Source organism: Amycolatopsis sp. 3B14 (genome assembly GCF_050958625.1).
Classification (GTDB): Bacteria; Actinomycetota; Actinomycetes; order Mycobacteriales; family Pseudonocardiaceae; genus Amycolatopsis_E; species Amycolatopsis_E thermoflava.
In genome coordinates this window covers 39,675-60,578 of sequence record NZ_JBHZEN010000034.1, presented here as the reverse complement: position 1 = coordinate 60,578, position 20,904 = coordinate 39,675, and the positions used below count along the sequence as shown (strand labels likewise).

Sequence of the window (20,904 nt, the reverse complement as noted above, 5' to 3'; positions counted from 1 at the left end):
GGCGGCGAGCGCAAGTGTCACGGGCGCAACACTTCGCCGCCGACCTGCGGAAACGGTTACTTGAGGGCGTCGATCAATGCCGCGCGCTGGCGCTCGCCGAGTCCGCCGGCCCGCCGGTCCGGGTCGATCCCGGCCTTCTCCAGGAGCGCGGCCACCTTGACGGCGCCGAGCCCGGGAACCGCCTTCAGCAGCTGGGTGACCTTGGTCTTGCCGATCGTCTTGTCGTCCTTGGCCTTCGACAGCACCGTGTCGATGGACTGCTGACCGGACTTGATCGACGCGAGCAGCTCGGAGCGAGCCTTCCGGGCCTCGGCCGCCTTGGCCAGGGCCTCCGCACGCTGCTCCGGGGTCAACGTGGGCAGAGCCAACGTAGTAGTCCTTCCGTGTGTCGGATATCCGCTCTCGCGGCGACGGCTGGCACCCAGCGAGGTGCTTGCTCGTGCAAGCGCTGGCCAGGCCGTCTGGTCCACGCGCCCAGTAAACGCCACCTGGGCTGATGCCGCGACACCGACACGCGAGGAAACCCCCGGTCGGGGCGGGTGCGATCAGTCCTGGCAACCAACGGTGTCTTCCACTTAGAGTGACCGCAACACGTTCAACGCCGAACTTCACCGCGCGGGAGTGCCCATGCTGAGCACGATGCAGGACGGACAGCTTTCCCTTGCCAACCTGCTACAACACGGAAGCCGGGTGCATGCCGCCAGTCAGGTGACGACCTGGACCGACCAGGGGCCCCGCCGCGAGTCGTACGCGGACCTGGGTCGTAACGCTGCGCGACTGGCGAATGCACTCCGTGGTCTGGGTGTCACCGGCGACCAGCGGGTCGGCACCTTCATGTGGAACAACGCCGAGCACCTGGCGGCCTACTTCGCGATTCCCGCGATGGGCGCCGTGCTGCACACCCTCAACATCCGGCTGTTCCCCGAGCAGCTCACCTTCGTCGCGAACCACGCCGAGGACCACGTCGTGATCGTGGACGGCTCGCTCGTCCCGCTGCTGGCCAAGCAGCTGCCGGAGATGAAGACCGTCCGGCACGTGATCGTGGCCAACGGCGACCCGGCGACGCTGCAGGCGCCGGACGGCGTCGAGGTGCACTCCTACGACGCCCTGCTGGCCGCCCAGCCGGACACCTTCGACTGGCCGGAGATCGACGAGCGCTCCGCGGCCGCGATGTGCTACACGTCGGGCACGACCGGTGACCCGAAGGGCGTCGTCTACTCGCACCGCTCGATCTGGCTGCACTCGATGCAGGTCTGCATGACCGACAGCATGCAGCTCTCGCCGGCCGACAACGCGCTGGTCATCGTGCCGATGTTCCACGCGATGTCGTGGGGCCTGCCGTACGCGGCGTTCATGGTCGGCGCGTCGCTGGTCATGCCGGACCGGTTCCTGCAGCCGGGTCCGCTCGCGCAGATCCTCGCCTCGGAGAAGCCGACGTTCGCCGGCGCGGTCCCGACGATCTGGCAGGGCTTGCTGCAGCAGCTGGAGGCTCAGCCGCAGGACATCTCGCACCTGCGCGAGGTGGTCGTCGGCGGGTCGGCGTGCCCGCCCGCGCTGATGCACACCTTCGAGGAGCGCTACGGCGTGCCGATCCTGCACGCGTGGGGCATGACCGAGACGTCCCCGCTGGGCAGCGTGGCCCGGCCGCCCGCGGGCGCGACCGGCGAGGAGGCCTGGAAGTACCGGTACACGCAGGGCCGCTTCCCGGCGTCGGTGCGCGCGCGGCTCATCGACGACGACGGCAACGAGCAGCCGTGGGACAACGAGAGCGTGGGCGAGCTGGAGGTCGCCGGGCCGTGGATCGCCGGCGCCTACCACGGCGGCGCGGACCCGGAGAAGTTCCACGACGGCTGGCTGCGCACCGGTGACGTGGGCAAGATCAGCCCGGACGGCTACCTGACCCTCACCGACCGCGCGAAGGACGTCATCAAGTCCGGCGGCGAGTGGATCTCCTCGGTCGACCTGGAGAACACGGTGATGAGCCACCCGGCGGTCGCCGAGGCCGCGGTGGTCGGCGTGCCGGACGAGAAGTGGGACGAGCGGCCGCTGGTCGCGGTCGTGGTCCGGGAGGGCCAGAGCGTGACCGCCGAGGAGCTGCGTGAGTTCCTGGCCGACAAGGTCGCGAAGTGGCAGCTGCCGGAGCACTGGACGTTCATCGACGAGGTGCCCAAGACCAGCGTCGGCAAGTTCGACAAGAAGCGCCTGCGGGCCTTCCACTCGCAGGGCAAGCTGGACGTGACGCACTTCTGACGTTCACCCGGAGGCCACCCGCGTCTGCTTCGATGCGGGTGGCCTTCGCACATCTGGGGGATGCATGGGGATCAGCAGGCGGCACGTGCTGGCAGCGACCGGTGCGGCCGGGCTCGGGCTCGTCGCCGGCGCACCGTCGGCGCAGGCGATCGACCGGGCGCTACGGGAAAGCAGCCGGCGCGCGGTCGGCACGTCCGGCACCACGCTGGAGAGTGTCGCCACGCCGCTGGACGGCGCCGCGGCGTACACGCGCCTGACCGGCGGGCCGGGCTGGCCGCTGGTGGTGCGGGAGGACCTGGCGGCGGGCAAGGCGGGCCGGGACGACCGACGCACGGCGCTCACCGCGTTCGTCCAGTTCACCGACCTGCACATCACCGACTCCGAATCGCCGGCGCGGTTCGAGTACCTGCACCCGCTGATCGGCTCCGCCCACCGTCCACAGGAGACACTCGGCTCGGTGGCCACGGCCGCGCTCGTCGACCGGGTGAACAGCCTGCGGCGCGGGCCGTTCACCGGACGGCCGCTGGACTTCGTGATGACCACCGGCGACAACACCGACAACCACGAGCACCTCGAACTCGGCTGGTTCCTCGGCGTGCTCAACGGCGGCGAGGTCACCCCGAATTCCGGCGACCCGAATGTCTACGAGGGCGTGCAGGCCTCCGGCGACCCGCTGTACTGGAACCCGGACCGCCGCCTGGACGGCGACTGGTCGGCGTTCCCGGTGCTGCCCGGCATCCTGACCGCGGGCACGCGCACGTTCACCTCGGCGGGACTCGACGTGCCGTGGTACTGCACGTTCGGCAACCACGACGACAGCATCGTCGGCAGCCTGCCGGACCTGCCCGGGATGGCGCACTGGTACACCGGCCGCTACAAGGTGATCGGCAAGGACTCCGGGACCGCGGCGAAGCTGGCGCGGGCCATCCGGACACCGGGCGCGAGCGTGCCGGTCACCGAGCTGTTCGGCGGCAGCGGCACGATCCGCGAGATCACCCCGGACGAGCGGCGACGGCCGTTCACCACAGCCGAGTTCGTGCGGGCGCACCTCGACCCCGCCAACACCGGGCCCGGCCCGGCAGGCCACGGCTTCACCGGCCCCAACGCCGACGGCGTGGACGTCTACTACACGTTCCGCATCGCCCCGGGCATCACCGGCATCAGCCTCGACACCACGACGCTCGCCGGGTTCGCGGACGGCTCGATCGGGCTCGGGCAGTACCTGTGGGTCGAGCAGACGCTCAAGCGCGGCAGCTCAGTCCACTACGACTTCTGGGGCAACCGGATCACCCGCTCGGTCACCGACGAGCTGTTCATCCTGTTCAGCCACCACACCTCGGACACGATGGGCAACGTCCTGCCCGACGCCCGCCACCCGCTGGAGCCGCGCCTGACCGGGGACGCGTTCGTCGCGCTCCTGCACCGGTTTCCGAACGTGCTGGCGTGGGTCAACGGGCACACGCACGAAAACCGCATCACGCCGCGGCCGGGCGCGACCCCCGCCCAGGGGTTCTGGGAGATCAACACCGCGTCCCACATCGACTTCCCGCAGCACGCGCGCGTGATCGAGGTGGCGGACAACGCCGACGGCACGTTGTCGCTGTTCACCACCCTGATCGAGGCGCAGGCCCCGTACTCGGCCGACTACGCCGACACCTCGCCGTCCGCGCTGGCGTCGCTGTACCGGGAGCTGTCGTTCAACGACCTGCACGCCGACCCGGCCCGCACCGGCGCGGCGGCCGACCACAACACGGAGTTGTTGCTGGTCCACCCCTTGCGGTAGGAACGGATCATGACTCAGCTCGACGAGGCCGGGACGGCGCTGTTCCACCAGTCGATGCCGTTCTCGGAGCGGCTCGGCATCGAGGTGCTGGAGCACTCGAAGGACGTGGTGCGGGCGCGGCTCGCCTGGGACGCCACCCTCTGCACGATCGGCGGGGTGCTGCACGGCGGCGCGCTGATGGCGCTGGCCGACTCGACCGGCGCGGTGTGCGCGTTCCTCAACCTACCCGAAGGCGCACAGGGCACCTCGACCATCGAGTCGAAGACGAACTTCCTGCGCGGGGTGCGCGAGGGGCACGTGACCGCGACCGCCCGCCCGCTGCACGCCGGCCGCAAGGTGGTCGTGGTGGAAACCGAGCTGCACGACGACGCGGGCAAGCTCGTCGCGAAGGTGACGCAGTCGCAATCAGTCCTTTGACTGGTTTACACCACCCGTAGCGGCGGGGAGAATTCCCGGATGACCCGCGCCCTGCTCGCCGTGCTGGCCGCCGCCGTGATGGCGACGGTGACCGTGCAACCCGCGTCCGCCTCCCCCGGCCGGGCCGACGAGGCCGTCGACTACCACGAGTGGACGCCGGCGGGCCCCTTCGCGCCCGCCGGCACCGAGTCGTACGAGGGCCGGGACTACGAGCGGGCACAGTGGACCTCGCCGTTCCACGCGCCCGGGTTCGACGCGACCGAGCTGATCGCGTCGTGGAACGCGCAGACGCCGCCGGGCACCTGGATCCAGGTCGAGGCGCAGGCGCGCACGGCGACGGGCGCGGAAACCGCGTGGTACGTGATGGGCCGGTGGGCCGCGGGCGACGGTGACATCAAGCGGACGAGCGTGGACGGCCAGGACGACGCGCACGCGCAGGTCTCGGTCGACACGCTCGTGATGAAGCCCGGCGTGCTGCTGCGCTCGTACCGGCTGCGGGTCTCGCTCTACCGCGCGCCGGGCACCCGCGAGACGGCCACGGTGAGCGCGGTCGGCGCGATGACGTCGAATGTGCCGGACCGGTTCGAGGTGCCGGTTTCCCGGCCGGGCAAGGCCTCCGGCATCGAGCTGCCCGTTCCCACGTACGCGCAGAACATCCACAAGGGACACTTCCCGGAGTACGGCGGCGGCGGAGAGAGCTGGTGCAGCCCGACGTCCACCGAGATGGTGGTCGAGTACTGGGGCAGGCGGCCGCGCGAAGAGGACATGACCTGGATCCCGGCCGGCTACCCGGACCGGACGGTCGACTACGCGGCCCGGCACACCTACGACCACTCCTACGAAGGCACCGGCAACTGGCCGTTCAACACCGCGTACGCGGCGACCTTCGGCCTGCGCGGGCACGTCACGCGCCTGCACTCGCTGACCGAGCTGGAGGACTACATCGCCCGGGGCATCCCGGTGATCACGTCGCAGTCCTTCCGCGCCGACGAACTGGACGGCGCGGGTTACGGCACAGCGGGGCACATCATGGTCGTCGTCGGGTTCACGGCGGACGGCGACGTCATCGCCAACGACCCGGCCGCGAACAGCAACGCGAACGTGCGCACGATCTACCCGCGGGCTCAGTTCGAGAACATCTGGCAGCGCACCAAGCGGCACACCGAGGACGGCTCCGTGGCGAGCGGCCCCGGCGGCGTCGTCTACCTGATCACCCCGTGACGACGCGGACGAGGACATCGAGGTCAGAGCGCTTACTGGTAACTGGTGAACCCGTTCGGGTCACGGCGATGACCTCGTCCGCGATCGTCTAATATCGCCCGCCTACAAAAGGCACCGCGCCTCACACCGGATTTCCCGATACCCTCGGTACCGGTGGGGGCAACGAACCACGAGGCATGGTGGTCAACAATGGCGGCAACGGGCTGCAGTGCGACAGATGGACGATGAGAGTCGCGCTGTGATCGGCGAGGCCCGGCCCTCCAGCGCGCTCGCGAACGCCCGCGGACGTCCCACGGCGGCACGCGTGTCCGACGACGTCCTGCTCGACGCCGCGCGCCGGTGCGTCCTCGCCTCCGGGCTGCGGCGCACCACGCTGGCCGAGATCGCGCGCACGGCGAAGGTCAGCCGGATGACGCTCTACCGGCGGTTCCCGGACGTGCGCAGCGTGCTGTCCGCGCTGATGACCCGCGAGTTCGGCGCGCTGCTGCACCAGGCGACGGTGAGCGGGGCCGACGCCCCGACCGCCCGCGCGCGCCTGGTGCGCAGTTCGGTGACCGCGGTGCGGCTGCTCAACGCCGATCCGCTCATGCGCACGGTCCTCGACGTCGACACCGCGCTGGTGGTGCCCTACGTCCTGGAGCGGATGGGCGGCACCCAGCGGCTCGGCGAGAAGTTCATCGTCGCGCTGCTGGAGGCGGGGCACCGGGACGGCTCGATCCGGCGCGCGGCCACGGCCGTGCAGGCGCGGTCGGTCCTGCTCGTGGTGCAGTCGTTCGTGCTGTCGCTGCGGCCGGCCACCGCGGACGTCGCGGCCGAGGCGCTGCTCGGCGAGCTGGCGCACCACCTCAACGCGGCCCTGCGGCCGCTGTGACCCCAGGGATGCCCGCACCGGCACTGAAAATTGACCGGTTGTCCAAACGCTACGGATCGGTGGTGGCCCTCGACGAGATCTCCTTCGAGGTCGCGCCGGGTGAGCTGTTCGGGTTCGTCGGCAGCAACGGCGCGGGCAAGACCACGACGATGCGCATCGTGCTGGGCGTGCTCGCGGCGGACAGCGGCGCGGTGCGGTTCGGCGGGGAGCCGGTCACGCACGCGACCCGCACCCGCATCGGGTACATGCCGGAGGAACGCGGCCTGTACCCGAAGATGCGGGTGCTCGACCAGCTCGTGTACCTCGCCGAGCTGCACGGGCTCGACAACACGCGGGCACACCAGGCGGCGGAGGTCTGGATCGAGCGGCTCGGGCTGCGTGAGCGGCGCCGGGACGAGGTGCAGAAGCTCAGCCTCGGCAACCAGCAGCGGGTGCAGCTGGCGGCCGCGCTCGTGCACGACCCGGCGGTGCTGGTGCTGGACGAGCCGTTCTCCGGGCTGGACCCGATCGCGGTCGACGTGATGAGCGAGGTGCTGCGCGAGAAGGCGGCGGCCGGGGTGCCGGTGGTGTTCTCCAGCCACCAGCTGGATCTGGTCGAGCGGCTGTGCGACCGCGTCGGCATCATCCAAAAGGGACGGATGGTGGCGTGCGGGACGGTGGCGGAGCTGACTTCCGCGGCGCTGCTGGTCGTGTCCGCGCCGGACGCGCCGTGCAGCTGGGCCGGGGAGCTGCCCGGGGTGCGGGTGGTGGCCGACGAGCCGGGCCGGACCGTGCTGGAGCTGGGTCCCGGGGTGGACGACCAGCGCGTGCTGTCGGCCGCGCTCGCGACCGGCGCGGTGCGAGAATTCCGGTGGCGGCGGCCGAGCCTGGCCGAGCTGTTCCGGAACGTGGTCACGGGGAGCGGGGAATGACGGTCTCACCCGTCAAGGGTGTCGTCCTGGTCGCGCGGCGGGAGCTGAACACCCGCCTGCGGACGCGGTCGTTCGTGGTCGGGACCGTGGTGATCCTGCTGGTGCTCGGCGGGTACCTGCTGCTGCAGGCGACGCTGATCAAGGACGCGGACACGTCGAAGGTCGGGCTGACCGGGCAGGCCACGGCCGTCGCGGAGCAGCTGCGGGAGGCGGCCGACGCGGCAGGCGCACAGGTCGAGACGGTGCCGGTGGCGAACCCGGAGCAGGGCGAACAGCAGGTGCGCGACGGCGACCTGGACGCGCTGGTCTCCGGCAGCGCGGCCGATCTGGGCGTGGTGGTGAAGGCGGAGCTGGACCAGCAGCTGCGGGCGGTGCTGAACGGGATCGCGCAGCAGCAGGTGCTGAACGCGAAGCTGCTGGAGGCCGATCTCGACCCGGCGCAGGTGATGCGCGAGGTGGGGCAGGCGCAGGTCCGGCTGACCGAGCTGGAGCCCCGCGACGCCGACAGCGGCCAGCGGCTGGCGATCGGGCTGGTGATCGTGTTCCTCATGTTCTTCGGCATCCAGGCTTACGGCGGCATGGTGGCGCAGGGCGTGGTCGAGGAGAAGGCCAGCCGGGTCGTGGAGATCCTGCTGTCGACGTTGCGGCCGTGGCAGCTGATGCTGGGCAAGGTGATCGGGCTCGGGCTGGTCGGCCTGGTGCAGCTGCTGATCCTGGCGGTGGCCGGGCTCGCGATGGCGGTCGGCAGCGGTGCCGTGACGCTGGGCGGGGTCGCGATCGGCACGGTCGCCTGGGGGCTGTTGTGGTACCTGCTGGGCTTCTTCCTGTACGCGACGGTCTACGCCGCGGCCGGCTCGCTGGTGTCGCGGCAGGAGGACACCGCGTCCGTGGTGACGCCGGTGAGCCTGACGCTCATGGTCGGGTTCGTGGCCGGGTTCAACATCCTGATCCAGGACCCGGATTCGGCCGGGGCCCAGGTGCTGTCGCTGATCCCGGTGTTCTCGCCGATCCTGATGCCGGGCCGGATCGCCGCCGGGGTGACCGCGTCGTGGGAGGTGGCCGCGGCGCTGGTGCTGACTGTCGTGTTCGGGGCGCTGCTGACCTGGGTGAGCGGCCGGGTGTACCGGAACGCGGTCCTGCACACCGGCAGCCGCATGCGGTTGCGAACCGCGCTGCGGTCCTAGGAAGTGTCCTGTAAGTCATCGGAGCCAGAGGATGATGGCGGCGATGGTGAGTTCGGCTTGGTAGTAGGCGGCGCGTTTGGCGTAGCGGGTGGCTAGGTCGCGGAACTGTTTGGGCCGGTTGAAGCAGCGTTCGACCACGTTGCGCCGCTTGTAGGTCTCGGCATCGAAGGCAGGTGGGCGTCCGCCGCGGGAACCTCTGGCGACGCGGCGAGCGATCTGATCCTCGCGCAGGACTGACGAACCGGATCCGCCGATCTCGCATCGCTTGCCGAGTTGAGGGGTGCGAGTAGGCCTTATCCGCGACCACCAGCGCGGGTCGGCATCGCGGTCTGCCTGGTCCGATCCGGGCGACCGCGATGCCATCGAGCAGCGGCAGCAGTTGCGGATTGTCCCCGGCCTGGCCCCCGGTGAGCAGCACCCGCATCGGCAGCCCGCGGCCGTCGACGGCGAGGTGGATTTTGGTGCTCAGTCCGCCGCGGGAGCGTCCGAGTCCTTCCCCGTCGACCGCGAGCGTCTCGACGCCGGGGCGCAGCCCCCCTTTTTTCCGGGCGCCCGCAGAATGCTGGTGCGCCCGGACCACGCTCGAATCAACCGAGATGACCCACTCGACGTCGCCGACCGAGTCGTCTTTGACGATCACCTCGTCCAGGATCTTCTACCAGGTGTCATCCGCGGTCCACAACCGCAACCGCTCGTGCGCGGTCTTCCACGGCCCATACCGTTCGGGCAGGTCACGCCACGGAGCGCCGGTGCGAAGCTTCCACAGAATCGCGTTGAGCACCTGCCGGTGATCCCGCCACCGCCGACCCCGACCCGACACCGGCAACAACGGCTCGATCCGCGCCCACGCCCGATCCGTCACCTCACCCCGACCCACCACAACCCAAGATCAAACCAGAACCGCAGCTAGATCAATTACAGGACAGGACCTAGGCGCCAGGCTCGAGGTCGAGGGGACCGTCGAGGTCGCGCAGGCAGGCCTCGAAGCTCAAAACCTCCGCCGCGGGGACAGCTAGGTGATGGCGTTGAAGCGGTCCAGCGCGACCTTGCGTTCCTGCGCGTGGTCGACCATCGGGGCCGGGTAGTCCTTCGGCGGGCGCGGCAGCTTCCACGGCTGGTGCACGGCCTTGCCGGGGATCTCGCGCAGTTCCGGGACGTACTTCCGCACGTAGGCGCCGTCCGGGTCGAACTTCTCGCCCTGGGTGGTGGGGTTGAAGACGCGGAAGAAGGGCGCCGGGTCGGTGCCGGTGCCCGCCACCCACTGCCAGTTCAGCTGGTTGGACGCCAGGTCGCCGTCCACGAGGTGGTTCATGAAGTGCCGGGCGCCGAGCCACCACGGCTGGTGCAGGTCCTTGACCAGGAAGCTCGCGACGATCATCCGGACGCGGTTGTGCATCCAGCCCTCCGCGAGCAGCTGACGCATCCCGGCGTCGACGATCGGGTACCCGGTGCGGCCGGCGCGCCAGCGGTCGAAGGACTCCCGGTCGGTGTCGTACTCCAGTTCGTCGAAGCGCTCGTCGTAGTTCTTGCGCGCGGTTTCGGGGCGGTGGTGGAGCACGTCGGCGTAGAACTCGCGCCAGGCCAGTTCGCTGCGCAGGGATTCGACGTCCTTGCCGTGCCGGGTGTCGAGGTCGGCCAGCAGGGTGCGGGGGTGGAGACAGCCCCAGCGCAGGTACGGCGAGAGGCGGGTGGTGGCCGGCCGGTCCGGGCGGTCGCGATTGGTCGCATAGCCGTCCAGGCCGCCGTCGAGGAACTCCTCCCACACCTCATGCGCGGCGGCTTCACCCGGCCGCGGCAGGGCCATCGGGCCGAGGTCGGGTTTTTCAGGGAGGCGGAAGGGTTTCCCCGGCTCGATCCAGTCCACTGTGGAGTGAGGCGCCGGCGCGCGCCAACCGTGCCGGCACCAGGCGCGGTAGAACGCGCTGAAGACCCGGTAGGGCTCGCCGTCGGGTTTCGTGACGCGTCCCGGGGTCACCGCGTAGGGCGAGCCGCATTCGACCCAGTCGATTTCGCCGAGCGCCTCGGCGACCGCCCGGTCCCTGCGGCTGCCGTAGGGGCCGGTGTCGGTGCTGACATGGACACTGCCCGCGCCGACCGCCCGCGCCACCCGGGGCACCTCGCGGACCGGGTCGCCGTGGACCAGCATGAGCCGCCCGTCGAGGCTGTCGGCGAGCGCTTCGAGGCACCCGTACAGGAACGCCTGCCGTGGCTTGCCCGCCGGCTTCAACAACGCGTCGTCGAGCACGTACAGCGCGAGCACCCGGGAGGCGCGCTCGGCCGCGCTCACCAGGGCGGGCAGGTCGGCGAGCCGCAAATCGCGCCGAAACCATAACAAGGCGGTACTCACGGTCGCCGACTCTAGGCGATCTGGGGTAATCCGGCTCAGCGACTACTCGATCGGGAACGCCGGTGACCCTGGGTACGTCTAGATCATGTGCGGCAGACACCGGAGGACCCCGTGTTCGAGGGCGCCCATGCCCTGGTCGACCTCGTCCGGACGCTGTACCGGCGCCCCGGCCTGAGCAGGCGGGATCCGGAGCTGCGCGTCCGCGGCGACGTGCCGCTCCCCCTGGTCTGCCTGCTGCGCAAGCCGGGCTCGGCGAAGTTCCTGCCGCGGCTGGGTGCCCAGCTCGACGTCGAACTCCGGCAGGTCCCGCACGCCTACCTCGACGCGAACGCGGTGCGCAACCCCGCGGTCCTGCCGCTGTTGGAGGAACTGCACGACCGCCTCGGCACGGACGCGTTCGGCCGCGGCCACCTCAAGCACTTCGACCACTACCGGCTAACGACCTGGCTGACCGAGCGCTCCCTGCCGCGCGCGGAGGGCAAGGGCGACCGGCCGATCGTGCGGTTGCTGCGCGACTGGACCGGCCAGCGCGGGCCGGGTGGCGCGGACGCGACGGTCGACCACGTGCCGGTCGGCGGGTGGAGCAAGGCCGCGCTGAGCGTGCTGTGGTGGATCCTGCGGTACTTCGGGTTCCGGTGGGGTCGTCACCGCGTGCCCGGGCTGGGCCGGGAGAGCCGCTGGTTCATGCGCCAGCCGTTCATGGTCCCGCGTCACTCGGCGGACTTCCTCGGGTTCGCCGAACGGCTGACCCGGGACCGGCTCGGATCGGAGAACCCCGAGCAGCTCAAGAAGCTGCTCGTGCACGCGTTCCTGCAGGACCTTCGCGAGGCGTACCGCCGCCGGAAGCTGCGGTTCCTGCCGCGGCGACGGGGCTGGCGGCGCACGGCGTACGTGACCGTGCTGCTCGACAACGTCACCGAGGCCAACGGCGGCTGGGAGCTGCTCCGGCTGATCAACGAGGTGCGCAACGAAACGGGTGACCTGGACCCGCTGCTGATCATCACCGCGAGCGACGAGCGCCCGCCGCCGGCCGCGGAGTCGGTCGCCGGGGCCGAGCCGGCCGCCCGCGCCACCCGGGCCTGGTCGACGTGGAAGCACCGGCTGCCGGGCAGGCGGCAGATGCTGGCCGGCGACGCGCGGTACCTGTTCATCGACCTGCCCAAGCCGTCGCCGGCGATCACGCCGGAGGACGCCGGCGTGTGGGAAGACCGGCAGGCCGGGCCGGTCGCGCCGCCGTGGATCGCGCGTCGCGGAGTGCTCGAACTGGCTGTGGCCGCCCTGTTGGTGGTGAGCCTCGCGCCGACCGCGGTGAAGGTGGACGAGTACTGGGGCGCGCACTGCTCGTTCTTCCGGGCCGGGTTGTCCTCGGGCGTGGCCACGAAGGTCGTGGACGGGCAGTGCGTCGGCTACAGCGACAACGCGCGCCAGGTCTTCGGGGAGAACGAACGCCTGCGGCAGGCGCAGTTGCTGGTGTTCGCGGAGAACGCGAAGGCCGAGGAGCTGCACCGCGCCAACCCGGGACGCGCGTACGTGAGCGTGGTGTACCTGGCGGGGCTGACGAACAACGAGCACTCGCCCGCGACCGCGCACGCCGTCGCCGAGGAGCTGGAAGGCGTGGTGATCCGGCAGCGCGAGCAGAACGACCCGTCGTCGAGCGTGAAGCCGCTGCTGCGAGTGGTCGTGGCCAACGGCGGGACCGGGATGTCGGCCGCGGACGTGGTGACCCGGGACATGCTGGTTCCGTTGATCGAGGGCGATCCAGGGATCCTCGGGGTGCTCGGGTTCGACCGGAGCGTCGCGCAGACCGAGCAGGCGATCGCGGAGCTGGGTGCGCACGGGATTCCCGCGCTGGGCACGACGTTGACGGCAGTGGGGCTGGCGGACCGGTCGCCGCTGTACTTCCAGCTGGTGCCGGACAACACCCAGCAGGCCGAGTTGCTCGCCGGGTACGCGCGGTACGTGGGGGCGCCGAAGGTGACGATCTACCACCCGCCGCTCGATCCGGGGAACAGTTACGTGAGCACCCTGGTCGAGGTGGTGCGGCAGCGGCTGGCCGGGATCGAGGTGGCGAGCCAGGGCTGGACCACGAGCGTCGGATCGCTGCCGTCGCTGTGCCGGGATCCGGCCGATCGGAGCCGCGAAATCGTGTTCTACGCGGGGCGGGAGACCGAGTTCGGTGATTTCCTGCGCACGGTGCGAAGCAATTGTGCCGAGCCGCGGAAACTGCCGCGAATCGTCGCCGACGACGCGGTGTCGCGGTTCGTGGCGCACGCGCCGGACCGGAATCGCAGCGAGCTGAACGGGATTCCCGTCTCCTACGTCGGGATGGGCAGCCCGGTGGTGCTCGGCGGGCAGGCGTGCGTGGACGGACGGCCCGGGGCGCTGCCCGGTGGCGGGCCCGCGCTGGACGCGTTCTGCGCCGGCTACGCCGATCTGTTGCGGGACTTGCGGAAGCTGCCCCCGGAGGAGGCGCCGACCACGCCGTGGGCCGGGGAGCGGGTGGGCGGCCTCTACGACGCGGCTGGATTCTTCCTGGACGCGGCCCGGCGGTTGCCGCTCCTCGGGGGTGGTGCGGGTGCGTCCGGTCCGGTTGCCCCGAACCGGGCGGCGGTGGCGCAGCAGTTCCGCGAGATGACCTTCCAGGGCGCGACGGGCGAGATCAGCTTCGAGAGGTCCCGGATCGCGAACGACCGGAGCCTGGCGATCCTGACGATCGCGAACATCTCCCGGCTCGACGGCCCGGACGGGGTGCCCACCTGCGCGTACCTGGTGGGCAAGCTGTACAGCGAAAGCGAGCCCCGCGAGGCGAACGGGTGCCCGGTGACGGGGTGAGGTGTTCGGTTCGGGGGTTGCTCGGGAGACATACCCACGAAATGGCCAACGGTGCCCGCATCAACGGACCAACCGCGCAAACGCCCCACCGACCAAAACAGAACGGCGCGCCCCGCCAGGGACGCGCCGTCAGGGAACGCAGCAGACTCAGCGCTCGGAGATCGCGGTGTACTCGCGCTCCTTCTCGCCGATGTAGATCTGCCTCGGGCGGCCGATCTTCGTCTGCGGGTCGTTGATCATCTCGCGCCAGTGCGCGATCCAGCCGGGCAGCCGGCCGAGCGCGAACAGCACAGTGAAGAACTGCGTCGGGAACCCGAGCGCGCGGTAGATCAACCCGGTGTAGAAGTCGACGTTCGGGTAGAGCTTGCGCTCGATGAAGTAGTCGTCCGAGAGCGCGGTCTCTTCCAGGCGCTTCGCGATGTCCAGGAGCTCGTCGTTCGGCGCGAGCTTGCCCAGGATCTGGTCCGCGGTGCGCTTGATGATCTTGGCGCGCGGGTCGTAGTTCTTGTACACCCGGTGGCCGAAGCCCATCAGGCGCACGCCCTTTTCCTTGTTCTTCACGCGGTTGACGAAGTTCGCCACGTCACCGCCCTCGGCCTTGATGCCGTTCAGCATCTCCAGCACGGCACTGTTGGCGCCACCGTGCAGCGGCCCGAACAGCGCCATGATCCCGGCCGAAATGCTCGCGAACAGGTTGGCCTCGGACGAGCCGACCAGCCGCACCGTCGACGTGGAGCAGTTCTGCTCGTGGTCGGCGTGCAGGATGAACAGCAGGTCCAGCGCCTTGGCGACCTCGGGGTCGACCTCGTACGGCTCGGCGGGCAGGCCGAACGTCATCCGCAGGAAGTTCTCCACCAGGCCCAGCGAGTTGTCCGGGTACAGGAACGGCTGGCCGATGGACTTCTTGTAGGCGTACGCCGCCAGCGTCGGCACCTTGGCCAGCAGCCGGACGGTGGACAGCTCCACGTTCGGTTCGTCGAACGGGTTGAGCGAGTCCTGGTAGAAGGTGGACAGCGCGGACACCGCGGAGGACAGCACCGGCATCGGGTGCGCGTCACGCGGGAAGCCGTCGAAGAAGCGCTTGAGGTCCTCGTGCAGCAGGGTGTGCCGGTTGATCTTCTGCGTGAAGTCGTCCAGCTGCGCCTGGGTCGGCAGGTTGCCGTAGATCAGCAGGTAGGAGACCTCGAGGAAGCTGGAGCGCTCGGCCAGCTGCTCGATGGGGTAGCCGCGGTAGCGGAGGATCCCGGCGTCACCGTCGATGTAGGTGATGGCCGAGGAACACGACCCGGTGTTGACGAACCCCGGGTCGTACGTGATGTACCCGGTCGACGCCAGCAGCTTCCCCAGCTCGATGCCGGGAGCACCCTCGACGGCATTGACAACCTTCAGCTCGTGCTCGCCAGTCGGTAGGCGCAGCGATACGGTGCCGCCACCGGTCGCCGCAGTCGCGTCGGACATGCAGGTCGTCCCTCTCACGGTCACACGGGCCGGCAGCTCCTGCAGGTCACACAGGCAGCTTCGTGAACGCGCGTGACCGGAAATCGTCCGCGCACACCGCCCCGCTGGGGTATTAATTCTCCCATTACGCTAGTCGAACAACGGGCCTTCGCGCAGCCATTGTGTTACCTAGAGCAAACCGTTGGGATCAGGTTCACACCATCTCGGCCGCGGTGGGCGGCTCGGCGCCACTCCGGGAGACGGTGATGGACGCAGCCTTGGCCGCGAAAGTCAAGGCCTCGCGCCAGCCGGACTCGCCCAGATCCGTGAGCGTGCCCACATTCCGATCGTGCAGCCACGACAGCAGCGCGCCCTGCACCGTGTCGCCGGCGCCGATCGTGTCCACCAGCTGCGCGGGCGCGGACGGTACCGAAACGGTCACGGATCCGGTGTGGACGGCCAGACCGTCGCCGCCGCGGGTCAGGACGACGGCGTCGACCCCGGCGTCCAGCCACGACTTGATCGCCGCGTCCAGCCCGGCGGCGCCGGCCAGCCACTCGCCGTCGTCGTCGGACAGCTTCAGCAGGCGCACGTCCGGCAGCCACGAGGTGAACCGGCGGCGGTAGGCGTCGGCGTCGGCGATGAGGTCGGCCCGGATGTTCGGGTCCAGCGCGGTCAGCACACCGCGGGCGGCTTCGCGGCGCAGCACCGTCTCGTAGCTGGTGGCGCCGGGCTCCAGGACCATGCCAAGCGTGCCGAGGCACAGCACGGTGACGTCGCCGGGCAGCGGGCCCGGGTCGGCGACGAGCCGATCGGCCGTGCCCTCGGTGTAGAAGGTGTAGCTCGCCGACCCGTTCGGCGCGAGCGCCACGACGGCGAGGGTCGTGTTTTCCGGACCCTCCTGCACCATCGATATGTCGACGTTCGAGGCCGTCAGCCGGTCCCGCAGGGCCTGCCCGAAGCGGTCGGTCGAGATCCGGGACAGGAACGCGGTCGGCGTGCCGAGCCGCCCGGCCGCGAGGGCCACGTTGTAGGGGCCGCCGCCGAGGCGCGGCACCAGGGACGTCAGGCCGTCGTTCGTCTTCTCGGCACCCGGCACCAGGTCGACCAGCGCCTCGCCACCCACCACGATCACGGGCGAGATGCTAGCCCGCCGAGCAACAACTCAGACAGAGCCGTGAACGCCTCCGCGTCCGACACCCCGGTCCGCGAGCCGACCACCCCGGTCTGGATGGCCTCGACGAGCACCGCGGCCATCTCCGCGATGAGCGTCGCGTGGACCTCGCGGAACACCCCGTCCGCGACGCCCTTGGCGATGAACGACCGGATCTTCGCCGCCGCGGCCCTGCTGTTCAGCTCGTAGGCCGCGCGGGCCGGGGCGAAGTCGTTGATGTCCCGCATGAACGCCGGGGACGCCCGGTTCAGGTACTCGGCGATGCCGCTCAGGTAGACGCCGATGATCTCGCGCGCGTCCTCGATGCCGGCGGTCCGCTCGTCGAGCAGGTCGGCGGCGCCCTTGAAGTAGTGCGCCACGACGCGGACGGCGAGCTGCTCCTTGCTCGGCGCCAGCGCGTACAGCGTCGACTTCGAGCAGTGCGTCTTCGCGGCCAGGTCGTCGAGCGTGAAGTGGACGAAGCCCTCGACCAGGAACAACTCCTCCAGCTCGGCGAGCAGCGCCCGCTGCCGGGCGGTCAGCGCCTTGCCACCCGGGGGTCGTAGCGCCTCGCGACTGGTCATCGGACCACCGTATGTGCTGTACTGGAGACGATTACAGAGTACTGCCGTGAGTACACCCCCGGAGGCGATGATGCCGGTCGACCGCCTGCTCCCCGGCCGCGAGTACGAGGACCTGCTCGCGCTGGCGACGGAACTGGCCCGCGACGAGCTCAAGCCGCTCGCCGCCGAGTACGAGGAGGCCGAGCGCTTCCCGCGCGAGCAGTTCCGGCTGCTCGGCAAGTCGGGCCTGCTCGGGCTGCCGTACTCCGAGCGCTGGGGCGGCGGCGAGGTGCCGTACGAGGTGTACCTGCAGGTGCTGGAGGAGATCGCGGCCGCGTGGATGTCGGTCGGCGTCGGGCTCTCGGTGCACACCATGTCCTGCTACGCGCTGGCCCACTACGGCACGGACGAGCAGCGCGACCGGTGGCTGCCGGACATGCTCGAGGGGCAGCTGCTAGGCGCGTACGCGCTGTCGGAGTCGCACGCCGGGTCCGACGCGGCGGCGCTGTCGACGCGGGCGCGGCTGGACGGCGACCAGTACGTCGTCAACGGCACGAAGGCGTGGATCACGCACGGCGGCGAGGCCGACTTCTACACGACGATGGTGCGCACCGGCGAGTCCGAGATCTCGTGCCTGCTGGTGGACGGCCGGACGCCGGGCCTGTCCGCGGCGCCGCCGGAGCGGAAGATGGGACTCACCGGGTCCACCACCGCACAGATGATCTTCGCCGACGCGCGGGTGGACGCCGACCGGCTGATCGGCCCGGCAGGCGCCGGGATGCGCATCGCACTGTCCTCATTGGACTCCGGGCGACTCGGGATCGCGGCCTGCGCGGTGGGTCTGGCGCAGGCCGCCCTCGACGAGGCCGTCGCGTACGCGAAGGGGCGCACGCAGTTCGGCAAGCCGATCATCGACTTCCAGGGCTTGGAGTTCCTGCTCGCCGACATGGCCGCCGCGGTCGACTCGGCCCGCGCGACGTACCTGGACGCCGCGCGGCGGCGCGACCGCGGGATGCCGTTCGGCCGCCAGGCGTCGGTCGCGAAGCTGATCGCGACCGACGCGGCGATGAAGGTGACCACCGACGCCGTCCAGGTCCTCGGCGGCGCCGGGTACACGCGCGACTTCCCGGTGGAGCGCTACATGCGCGAGGCGAAGGTGCCGCAGATCTTCGAGGGCACCAACCAGATCCAGCGCATGGTGATCGCGCGCCACCTGAAGCGCGCCTGAGCCATCGCAGCACCCCTGAACGCAGAACTCGCGCGGTCGGGCGCGAGTTCTGCGCTCGCGGGCGCGGGACCTACTCGGCGTAGCGGCGGGGCGTCACGACGCCCTCGCCGCTGGTGTCGTCGAAGCGGTAGACCTCCTGGCCGCGCACGAAGACCCGCATCGCGCGGTTCATCACGTCCAGCGGGTCGCCCGACCACAGCACGATGTCGGCGTCCAGGCCCGGCTTCAGCGAACCGATCCGGTCGTCCAGCGACAGCATCGCCGCCGGGTTGACCGTCAGCGCCCGCAGCGCGGTCTCCGGGTCCAGCCCGTCCTTCACGGCGAGCGCGGCCTGGTAGACGAGGAAGTTGATCGGCACCACCGGGTGGTCCGTGGTGATCGCGATCTTCACCCCGGCCCGCGCCAGGATGCCGGCCGACCGCAGCGTCCGGTTCCGCAGCTCGACCTTCGACCGCGTGGTGAACAGCGGCCCGAGGATCACCGGGACGTCCTTCTCCGCCAGCACATCCGCGATCAGATGCCCCTCGGTGCCGTGGTTGACGACCAGCTTGTAGCCGAACTCCTCGGCGAGCCGGATCGCGGTCACGATGTCGTCGGCGCGGTGGGTGTGCTGGTCCCAGTACAGCTCGCCGTCGAGGACCTTCGCCAGGGTCTCCAGCGTCAGGTCGACGTCGAACGGCTTGCCCTCGGCCCGCGCGTGGTCGCGCTGGGCGGCGTAGTTGCGGGCCTTCGTGAACGCCTCGCGGATGATCGCCGCGACACCGAGCCTGGTCGACGGCGTCTGCTGCTTGTCGCCGTACACGCGCTTCGGGTTCTCGCCCAGCGCGCTCTTCACGCTGACCGCCTCGTCGAAGACCATGTCGAGCGCGGTGCGGCCCCACGTCTTCACCGCGACGGTCTGCCCGCCGATCGGGTTGCCGGAGCCGGGCTTGATCACCACGCTGGTGACCCCGCCGGAGAGGGCGTCGTCGAAGCCGATCTCGAACGGGTCGATGCCGTCGATCGCGCGGAAGCGGGCGCCGTTCGGGTCGGTCATCTCGTTCGTGTCGTTGCCGGCCCAGCCCTCGCCCTCCTCGTGCACGCCGAGGTGGGTGTGGGCGTCGACGAACCCGGGCAGCACCCAGGTGCCCGAGGCGTCCACCAGCTCCGCGTCCTCCGGAACGTCGACCTCCGCGGCCGTGCCGACCGCGGTGATCCTGCCGTTTTCGACCAGAACCGTGCCGCCGTCGATCGGGTCACCCTCGACCGGCACCACGTATCCGCCAACAATCGCCTTCACCATGGTGAGCCACGCTAACGGAACCGCTTCGCCAGGTGCACGAGGTGGTAGTGCGCCTCGGGGGTTCGTCCGGTTTCGACGTATCCCAGCCGGGCGTACAAGCGCAGCGGGCCTTTGCTGAGCTCGCCGGTGAACAGCCGCAGCACCCGCACCTCCGGCGGCAGCCGGTCCTCCGCGGCCTTCATCAGCGCCGAGCCGAGTCCCGCGCCCTGACGATCAGGCGCGACCACCAGCCGTCCGACCTCGCCCACCTCACCCCGGAAACGGATCCGGACACTCGCGACCAACCGCCCCGACTCGCGGACGCCCCACGTGACCACGTCGGGATCGGACAACACGGCGCGCAGCTCGTCGAGGGTCTCGCGCAGCGGCGGCAGGTCGAAGTCGCGGTGGGCCCGCGCCTCGGTGAGGAACGCGGCGCGCTGCAGGGTGAGCAGCTCGCCCGCGTCCGCCGCGCCGAGCCGGACGGGGTCAGCCATGGACGCGGATGCCCCAGCTGCCGGTCCACGAGCCGCCCGGCTCCAGCTCGATCAGATCGGTGCCCGAGTTCAGCGCGTCGGCGGGGCACGTCATCGGCTCGATCGCGACGGCGCGGCCGCGGCCGACCAGGTCGGTGGGCGTGAACACCTGCACCCAGCCGAAGTCCGGCCCGGCCCACACGTCGACGCTGCGTTCGCCGTGGGACAGGACGTGGTGGAACCGGCCGTCCTCGGCCGCGACGAGACCGCCGAACGCCGTGTCCAGGTCGACCTCGGCGAGCACCCGGCCCGCGCGGAAGTCGTACTCGGTGCCCGCGGTGTCCTGCTCGTCGCCGTAGGGCAGCTGCTGGTCACCCACATAGGGGCGCACCCGGGTCGCCGGCAGGGTCAACGTCAGCTCGTCGGTCGGCACGTCGCCGATGCGGAAGTACGGGTGCGCGCCCACGCCGACCCCGATGGCGGATTCGCCCTCGTTGCGGATCTCGTGGGTGACGGTCAGCTCGCGCGGCGCCAGGTCGTAGGTGATCCGCGCCTGCAGCGGCACCGGCCAGCCCGGCTGCTTCCCGACCTCGATCTCGAACGTGATCGACGATTCGGCGTGCTCGACGAGCGTCCACTCGCGGTGCCGGGTCAGGCCGTGGATGGCGTTGCCGCGGGCCTCCTCGGTGACCTCCAGCTGCTGCTCCTCGCCCTGGTAGGTCCACCGCGCGGCCTTGGTCCGGTTGGGCCACGGCAGCAGAATCTGCCCGGCGCCCTTCGGCGGGTGCTCGTCCTCGGCGAAGGTCTCCAGGTAGGGCACGCCGCTGATCTCGAACGCCCGCAGGCCCGCACCGATCTCGGTGACGACGGCGCGCGCGTTGCCGCGGGTGATCTCGAACTGCTGTCCCGTGGGGTTGGCCATGCCGACGAACATAGCGCCCGAAGAACTAACTAGACCGGTCGTCATAGT

18 protein-coding genes and 1 pseudogene are annotated in these 20,904 nt (G+C 70.6%); 9 read left to right on the top strand and 10 right to left on the bottom strand.

Features of this window, described 5'->3' with window-relative positions; genetic code table 11:
• Positions 1–56: 56 nt before the first annotated feature.
• A complete protein-coding gene (gene mihF / locus ACCP09_RS20245; protein ID WP_026153534.1) occupies positions 57–368 on the bottom strand; it encodes an integration host factor, actinobacterial type in 312 nt (103 codons plus the stop codon).
• Between the two features lie 259 nt (positions 369–627).
• On the opposite strand from mihF, the gene ACCP09_RS20240 reads away from it, so the two are divergent.
• The 7 genes from ACCP09_RS20240 (at position 628) to ACCP09_RS20210 (ending at position 8,637) form a co-directional block, all read left to right on the top strand.
• Positions 628–2,250: a long-chain fatty acid--CoA ligase gene (locus ACCP09_RS20240; protein ID WP_027933893.1), complete on the top strand. Its 1,623-nt coding sequence runs from the start codon at positions 628–630 to the stop codon at positions 2,248–2,250.
• 64 nt (positions 2,251–2,314) lie between these two features.
• Positions 2,315–4,033 carry a TIGR03767 family metallophosphoesterase gene (locus tag ACCP09_RS20235; RefSeq protein WP_433748867.1) on the top strand — a complete coding sequence of 573 codons (1,719 nt, stop codon included), beginning with the start codon at positions 2,315–2,317 and terminating at the stop codon, positions 4,031–4,033.
• Between the two features lie 9 nt (positions 4,034–4,042).
• Positions 4,043–4,450: a PaaI family thioesterase gene (locus tag ACCP09_RS20230; RefSeq protein ID WP_027933891.1), complete on the top strand. Its 408-nt coding sequence runs from the start codon at positions 4,043–4,045 to the stop codon at positions 4,448–4,450.
• A 39-nt stretch (positions 4,451–4,489) separates the two neighbouring features.
• Complete coding sequence (locus ACCP09_RS20225; RefSeq protein WP_433748864.1) at positions 4,490–5,671, top strand: peptidase C39 family protein; 1,182 nt, start codon at positions 4,490–4,492, stop codon at positions 5,669–5,671.
• A gap of 217 nt (positions 5,672–5,888) precedes the next feature.
• Entirely contained in the window at positions 5,889–6,542 is a 654-nt protein-coding gene (locus ACCP09_RS20220) for a TetR/AcrR family transcriptional regulator (protein WP_027933889.1), read from the top strand.
• Positions 6,543–6,550: 8 nt separating this feature from the next.
• Positions 6,551–7,453, top strand: a complete 903-nt coding sequence (locus tag ACCP09_RS20215; protein WP_433748860.1) for an ABC transporter ATP-binding protein — start codon at positions 6,551–6,553, stop codon at positions 7,451–7,453.
• Complete coding sequence (locus tag ACCP09_RS20210) at positions 7,450–8,637, top strand: ABC transporter permease (protein WP_433748857.1); 1,188 nt, start codon at positions 7,450–7,452, stop codon at positions 8,635–8,637. Before ACCP09_RS20215 ends, ACCP09_RS20210 begins: the two co-directional genes overlap by 4 nt.
• A gap of 163 nt (positions 8,638–8,800) precedes the next feature.
• Here ACCP09_RS20210 and ACCP09_RS20205 read toward each other — a convergent pair.
• The 3 genes and pseudogenes from ACCP09_RS20205 to ACCP09_RS20195 form a co-directional block, all read right to left on the bottom strand.
• Positions 8,801–9,217: pseudogene (locus tag ACCP09_RS20205) on the bottom strand (transposase); the annotation flags it as partial.
• A gap of 75 nt (positions 9,218–9,292) precedes the next feature.
• A complete protein-coding gene (locus tag ACCP09_RS20200) occupies positions 9,293–9,457 on the bottom strand; it encodes a transposase (RefSeq protein ID WP_433748889.1) in 165 nt (54 codons plus the stop codon).
• Positions 9,458–9,649: 192 nt separating this feature from the next.
• The gene (locus ACCP09_RS20195) at positions 9,650–10,972 is read right to left on the bottom strand and encodes a cryptochrome/photolyase family protein (RefSeq protein WP_433748854.1); all 1,323 of its coding nucleotides are present in this window, start codon (positions 10,970–10,972) and stop codon (positions 9,650–9,652) included.
• Positions 10,973–11,071: 99 nt separating this feature from the next.
• Here ACCP09_RS20195 and ACCP09_RS20190 point away from each other — a divergent pair, with 99 nt between their 5' ends.
• The gene (locus tag ACCP09_RS20190; RefSeq protein WP_123684761.1) at positions 11,072–13,816 is read left to right on the top strand and encodes a hypothetical protein; all 2,745 of its coding nucleotides are present in this window, start codon (positions 11,072–11,074) and stop codon (positions 13,814–13,816) included.
• A gap of 147 nt (positions 13,817–13,963) precedes the next feature.
• On the opposite strand, the gene ACCP09_RS20185 is transcribed toward ACCP09_RS20190, so the two are convergent.
• The 3 genes from ACCP09_RS20185 to ACCP09_RS20175 all read right to left on the bottom strand — a co-directional run bounded on the left by ACCP09_RS20185 (position 13,964) and on the right by ACCP09_RS20175 (position 16,990).
• Entirely contained in the window at positions 13,964–15,274 is a 1,311-nt protein-coding gene (locus ACCP09_RS20185) for a citrate synthase (RefSeq protein WP_020416854.1), read from the bottom strand.
• Positions 15,275–15,467: 193 nt separating this feature from the next.
• Positions 15,468–16,388 (bottom strand): carbohydrate kinase family protein, encoded by a 921-nt coding sequence (locus tag ACCP09_RS20180; RefSeq protein WP_400988820.1) that lies wholly within the window; start codon positions 16,386–16,388, stop codon positions 15,468–15,470.
• The gene (locus tag ACCP09_RS20175) at positions 16,385–16,990 is read right to left on the bottom strand and encodes a TetR/AcrR family transcriptional regulator (RefSeq protein ID WP_027933881.1); all 606 of its coding nucleotides are present in this window, start codon (positions 16,988–16,990) and stop codon (positions 16,385–16,387) included. Before ACCP09_RS20175 ends, ACCP09_RS20180 begins: the two co-directional genes overlap by 4 nt.
• Positions 16,991–17,060: 70 nt before the next feature.
• Here ACCP09_RS20175 and ACCP09_RS20170 point away from each other — a divergent pair, with 70 nt between their 5' ends.
• Positions 17,061–18,197, top strand: a complete 1,137-nt coding sequence (locus ACCP09_RS20170) for an acyl-CoA dehydrogenase family protein (protein ID WP_027933880.1) — start codon at positions 17,061–17,063, stop codon at positions 18,195–18,197.
• 70 nt (positions 18,198–18,267) lie between these two features.
• Here ACCP09_RS20170 and ACCP09_RS20165 read toward each other — a convergent pair whose 3' ends face one another.
• Genes ACCP09_RS20165 through ACCP09_RS20155 form a run of 3 tightly spaced genes read right to left on the bottom strand, consistent with a single transcriptional unit; the run spans position 18,268 to position 20,856 of the window.
• Positions 18,268–19,479 carry an amidohydrolase gene (locus ACCP09_RS20165; RefSeq protein ID WP_027933879.1) on the bottom strand — a complete coding sequence of 404 codons (1,212 nt, stop codon included), beginning with the start codon at positions 19,477–19,479 and terminating at the stop codon, positions 18,268–18,270.
• Positions 19,480–19,490: 11 nt separating this feature from the next.
• On the bottom strand, positions 19,491–19,955 hold the full coding sequence (locus ACCP09_RS20160) for a GNAT family N-acetyltransferase (protein WP_433748849.1): 465 nt from the start codon (positions 19,953–19,955) through the stop codon (positions 19,491–19,493).
• The gene (locus tag ACCP09_RS20155; protein ID WP_123687196.1) at positions 19,948–20,856 is read right to left on the bottom strand and encodes an aldose 1-epimerase family protein; all 909 of its coding nucleotides are present in this window, start codon (positions 20,854–20,856) and stop codon (positions 19,948–19,950) included. The genes ACCP09_RS20160 and ACCP09_RS20155 overlap by 8 nt, the downstream gene beginning before the upstream one ends.
• Positions 20,857–20,904 lie beyond the last annotated feature (48 nt).